Below are 1,613 nucleotides of genomic sequence, written 5' to 3' on the forward strand. Positions count from 1 at the left end.
AGGGCCGGCTTCACGGACTTAGCATCGCCTGATTCAGTACTGGGCGTTTCAAAGCGGGTACCGGAATATCAACCGGTTGTCCATCGACTACGCCTGTCGGCCTCGCCTTAGGTCCCGACTTACCCTGGGCAGATCAGCTTGACCCAGGAACCCTTAGTCAATCGGCGCACACGTTTCTCACGTGTGTATCGCTACTCATGCCTGCATTCTCACTCGTGAACCGTCCACAACTCGCTTCCGCGGCTGCTTCACCCGGCACACGACGCTCCCCTACCCATCCCAGCCCCCGTTGGGGGTACATGCTGGAATGACACGACTTCGGCGGTACGCTTGAGCCCCGCTACATTGTCGGCGCGGAATCACTTGACCAGTGAGCTATTACGCACTCTTTCAAGGGTGGCTGCTTCTAAGCCAACCTCCTGGTTGTCTCTGCGACTCCACATCCTTTCCCACTTAGCGTACGCTTAGGGGCCTTAGTCGATGCTCTGGGCTGTTTCCCTCTCGACCATGGAGCTTATCCCCCACAGTCTCACTGCCGTGCTCTCACTTACCGGCATTCGGAGTTTGGCTAAGGTCAGTAACCCGGTAGGGCCCATCGCCTATCCAGTGCTCTACCTCCGGCAAGAAACACACGACGCTGCACCTAAATGCATTTCGGGGAGAACCAGCTATCACGGAGTTTGATTGGCCTTTCACCCCTAACCACAGGTCATCCCCCAGGTTTTCAACCCTGGTGGGTTCGGTCCTCCACGAAGTCTTACCTCCGCTTCAACCTGCCCATGGCTAGATCACTCCGCTTCGGGTCTTGAGCGCGCTACTAAATCGCCCTATTCGGACTCGCTTTCGCTACGGCTTCCCCACACGGGTTAACCTCGCAACACACCGCAAACTCGCAGGCTCATTCTTCAAAAGGCACGCAGTCACGACTGCATGTGCAAGCACACACAGCGACGCTCCCACGGCTTGTAGGCACACGGTTTCAGGTACTATTTCACTCCGCTCCCGCGGTACTTTTCACCATTCCCTCACGGTACTATCCGCTATCGGTCACCAGGGAATATTTAGGCTTAACGGGTGGTCCCGCCAGATTCACACGGGATTTCTCGGGCCCCGTGCTACTTGGGTGTCTCTTAAACGAGCCGTTAATGTTTCAGCTACGGGGGTCTTACCCTCTACGCCGGACCTTTCGCATGTCCTTCGCCTACATCAACGGTTTCTGACTCGTCTCACAGCCGGCAGACCGTGAAAAAGAGATCCCACAACCCCGCATGCGCAACCCCTGCCGGGTATCACACGCATACGGTTTGGCCTGATCCAGTTTCGCTCGCCACTACTCCCGGAATCACGGTTGTTTTCTCTTCCTGAGGGTACTGAGATGTTTCACTTCCCCTCGTTCCCTCCACACTGCCTATGTGTTCAGCAGTGGGTGACAGCCCATGACGACTGCCGGGTTTCCCCATTCGGACACCCCCGGATCAAAGCTTGGTTGACAGCTCCCCGGGGCCTATCGTGGCCTCCCACGTCCTTCATCGGTTCCTGGTGCCAAGGCATCCACCGTGCGCCCTTAAAAACTTGGCCACAGATGCTCGCGTCCACTGTGCAGTTCTCAAGCA

General features: G+C 56.9%; 1 rRNA gene (running past one end of the window). It reads right to left on the reverse strand.

What is annotated here, in order from left to right:
• Positions 1 to 1,578: ribosomal RNA gene (locus AB0I52_RS32650) — 23S ribosomal RNA — on the reverse strand; it reaches 1,646 nt to the left of the window's first position.
• Positions 1,579 to 1,613: the final 35 nt, after the last annotated feature.

Source organism: Streptomyces sp. NPDC050423, from assembly GCF_040655445.1.
Lineage (GTDB): Bacteria > Actinomycetota > Actinomycetes > Streptomycetales > Streptomycetaceae > Streptomyces.